Raw genomic sequence first — 3,599 nt, forward strand, 5'->3', positions numbered from 1 at the left:
AACTCATTTAAATCACTTTGCTATTAAGTACAAATTGATTCTTAGAGCGAACCAGATTGCTTGGCAGGAGCTTAAAAATATGGCAGCTTAAAATTGACCGTGCGTAACATGAGTTAATAAGTTTGTTAACTTCTTGCTCAATAGGAGGATGCTTAAAAATTGGTAAGCTAAAAGTTGCCTCCGTGATAAATACATCACAGGATTCAGCTATAAACGATGCGCAGGTTGGATCAAAAACGCGCTTATAATCTCCAGAATTAATTAAACGCTGTCCTGCGAATTCCATCACAATTTGGGCACTTCCTAAAATATGGCCTGCGGGTAGTAAATAAAATTCAAGTTCATTAAGAGTCATTTTTTGGAAATACTCTAAAGCAGTGCTCTTTTGAGCAAAGTCCTCGCCATAACGCAATTGCATCATTGCCAGAGTATCGGAATGAGCAAACACCATTTTGTGACCAGGGCATGCGTGATCCATGTGAGCATGGGTGATAAGAGCACAGTCGACGGCCTCTATGGGGTCGATATAACACTGCCCAGGAATACAAAAGAGCCCTGCTGCTTTTACTTCCATCCATTGCCGTGGAGACCTCATTTTCTTTCCTAGTTTTTAATTAATTGAATTAAGGTTTCTAAGTGGTCTATTTCTGCAACAGGTTTATCCCAACGAATACGGTTAATCCTGGGAAACCTCAAGGCTACTCCTGATTTATGCCGAGATGAATAATTCACGGCATCAAAAGATACTTCAAAAACCAGCTCTTTTTTTACTTCACGCACCGAACCAAAGCGCTGAATCGTGTGGGTACGGATCCATTTATCAAGCTCAATTAACTCAGCATCAGTAAACCCGAAATAGGCTTTACCAATAGTAACTATTTTATCCTTACTCCATAGTCCAAAGGTGTAGTCTGAATAATAGGAGGAACGCTTGCCATGCCCTCTTTGCGCATACATCAATACCGCATCTACCGTCAGTGGCTCTCTTTTCCATTTATACCAAAGGCCTTTGGGTCTCCCCGCAATATAAACACTCTCTTTATGTTTAATCATCAATCCTTCTACAGCAGGATGGTTTTCAGCTAAGAGTTGTTGTTTTAATTGCTGCAGGGTTTGCGCCTCCCTTAAAAGAAGCAAATCCGATAAAACAATATTAGGCGCACGATTATGAGTGAACCAATTTTCTAATAAATCTCGCCGTGCTGTTAATTTTTTTTGGCGTAAATCTTGACCTTCAAGAAAAAGAATATCATAGGCTATCAGGCCGGCAGGCAGCTCTAAGAGCAATTTCTTAGTGAGCGATTTACGGTTTAAACGTTGTTGCAATTGATTAAAACTGCCTATTTCACCGTCTTTAATAATGACCAATTCCCCATCTAAAACTACATTGGAATGAATAGAATCAAGCACCTCTGGGAAACTAGCGCTTATCTCATCACCGGTGCGCGTAAATAGCGCTTTGCCTTGGGGCGTAGAGATAACTTGCACTCGGATGCCATCAAATTTCTTCTCATAATTAAATTGACTCGTTATTAAGCTATCCACCTCCTCTTCATTTAAGGGATGAGAAAGCATTACCGGATGAAAAAAAATAGCATCTTCCAGGGAGGGCTTGGCAGAGCCTTTCTCTAACCAGGAAAAAAGCTCAATATAAGGAGGACGTAATCCATGCCATAGATGCTCAATTTCTTGCACATCAACGCCACCATATTTGGCCAAGGTATTTTTTAAAAAGCGTGCCGAGATGCCTATTCTTAAGCTCCCTAAACCCAACTTAAGTAAAGCCCAGCGTTCGGTAGCATTGCTTTGATTTAATAAATATTCGAGATAGGGTCTTATTTCATTTTTATCTAAATGGTTAAACTGGATAATAAGCTCAGCCAAAGAGGGAAGCTCTTGTTTGACGGTTTGGGTTTCCGGCCAAAGCAAAGCCAAAGTTTCGGATAGATCACCCACATAATCATAGGATAACTCAAAAAGCACGGGATCAATTTTTTCTTGAATCAGCTCTTTAATTAACGAACGTTTAAAGGTTGGGAAACTTAAGCTATCCGCCATAATAGCGAGGGCATAACCTCGTTCAGGATCCGGGGTTCTGGCCAAATACTCCTGAATTACAGTCATTTTGTCCAAATGACCGTAGGTAAAAAATAATGTATTGAGTAATTGGGCAAAATATTTCATTCAATACCTATGAAAATAAAGAGAACTGCTTAAACTAAGACATGGTAGCCCCTGACGCAGGGATTAAATAATTATTCCAGATTTTCTAGAGCATACAAACTATTGAAAACCCTTAAAGCTTGGGTACGCTTAGTTAAGGATTTTTATACTATAGCTCCCATTTAATTGCTGAAGCCGAACCAGCTCTTCTTCCTAAAATTATAGTAGCTCATAACCGCGTATTTTACCCAAGACAGGCGTTTTAATTCTAAAAAACAAACTATTTAGACGGATTTTATAGTAAAATAGGGATTGCTATCCCGATAAATTAGGTTTTAAAGTGAAAATAATTGAGCTTTATGAAATTAAAAATCTTCTCGATTTAAAAAACAACTTCAATGTTCTAATTAGCTGCCTAAAACAAGCTTTTAAAAATTTCTCAGCCGGTGCTTATACCGTTCCCATGCCTATGCATTTTAATTTTCCCGAGTTTAGCAGTGATAGTCATTTAAAAGGTGCCTACCGGCAAGGAAGCACTGATTTTGTAATTAAAATTGCTAATGGTTCGGCTTTAGGTGCTGAGGGAATTATTCTTGTTTTCGATTGTAAGACAGGAGCTCCCATTGCAATGCTTCGGGATCAAGGTTATTTAACCACTGTCCGTACTGCTTTAGCAGGATTAATTGTAATGGAGCTGTTGCCTTGGGAGTGCAAAACTATCGGGATTGCTGGTAGTGGCTCATTGGCCTTAATGCTTCATGAATTAATACTTAAGCAATACCCTCGCTGTACTGTTTATGGGTATGCACGAAACCAAACCAAACTCACCTCGCTCAACTGCGAACTGGTTAATTCAGCAGAGGCCTTACAAGAAAATTGTGAGGTTATCTTTACTGCTACCTCAGCAAAATCACCTCTTTTTAGCAATGATAATTTTAATGCTTATTCAGCTTTTATTGCTTTAGGCAGTGATGATGAACATAAACGTGAATTAAGTACTGCCTTGTTTACAAAAGCAGATTGCATTGTAGTGGATAGTATGTCTCAAGCTTTAGTATTTGGCGACGTTGCTCATGCCCAACGAGATAATCCAATAGAAGATAAACTAATAGAGTTAGGTTCAGCGCTTACTCAAAAGAAACTCATGGGTCAAAAAATTATCGCTGATTTTTCGGGTATAGCAGCTCAAGATGTAGCAATGGTAGAGTTTATTTTATCACGCATTTTATAAAAAAACTTTTATTCGTCCTTTTCTAGTCTCACTGCCGGCAAGATTATTTTGTGGGAGCGACCTTATTCGCGCCTAGGAACTTATTAAGTTACTCATGTTACGCACATAAACTTGTAGTTTGACTAAAAAGCATTAGAATTCCGCCCTTAATTTTAGGGAGGGAATTAAATGGATATGCTTGATCTTTATAGTGATTATTTGATTT

At 38.7% G+C, this 3,599-nt stretch carries 3 protein-coding genes; 1 reads left to right on the forward strand and 2 read right to left on the reverse strand.

Annotation, left to right across the window (positions count from 1 at the left end):
• Positions 1 to 7: 7 nt before the first annotated feature.
• Positions 8 to 595, reverse strand: a complete 588-nt coding sequence (locus ELY15_RS14525) for an MBL fold metallo-hydrolase (protein ID WP_127101280.1) — start codon at positions 593 to 595, stop codon at positions 8 to 10.
• Between the two features lie 8 nt (positions 596 to 603).
• Positions 604 to 2,184: a cisplatin damage response ATP-dependent DNA ligase gene (locus ELY15_RS14530; RefSeq protein ID WP_127101282.1), complete on the reverse strand. Its 1,581-nt coding sequence runs from the start codon at positions 2,182 to 2,184 to the stop codon at positions 604 to 606.
• 319 nt (positions 2,185 to 2,503) lie between these two features.
• Here ELY15_RS14530 and ELY15_RS14535 point away from each other — a divergent pair, with 319 nt between their 5' ends.
• On the forward strand, positions 2,504 to 3,394 hold the full coding sequence (locus ELY15_RS14535; RefSeq protein ID WP_127101284.1) for a hypothetical protein: 891 nt from the start codon (positions 2,504 to 2,506) through the stop codon (positions 3,392 to 3,394).
• The last annotated feature ends 205 nt before the right edge of the window (positions 3,395 to 3,599 follow it).

This window comes from Legionella sp. km772 (assembly GCF_003989735.1).
Classification (GTDB): Bacteria; Pseudomonadota; Gammaproteobacteria; order Legionellales; family Legionellaceae; genus Legionella.

Coding starts and splice junctions, on each gene's coding strand:
- ELY15_RS14525 (WP_127101280.1), bottom strand. CDS start 595: ATGAGGTCTCCACGGCAATGGATGGAAGTAAAAGCAGCAGGGCTCTTT.
- ELY15_RS14530 (WP_127101282.1), bottom strand. CDS start 2,184: ATGAAATATTTTGCCCAATTACTCAATACATTATTTTTTACCTACGGT.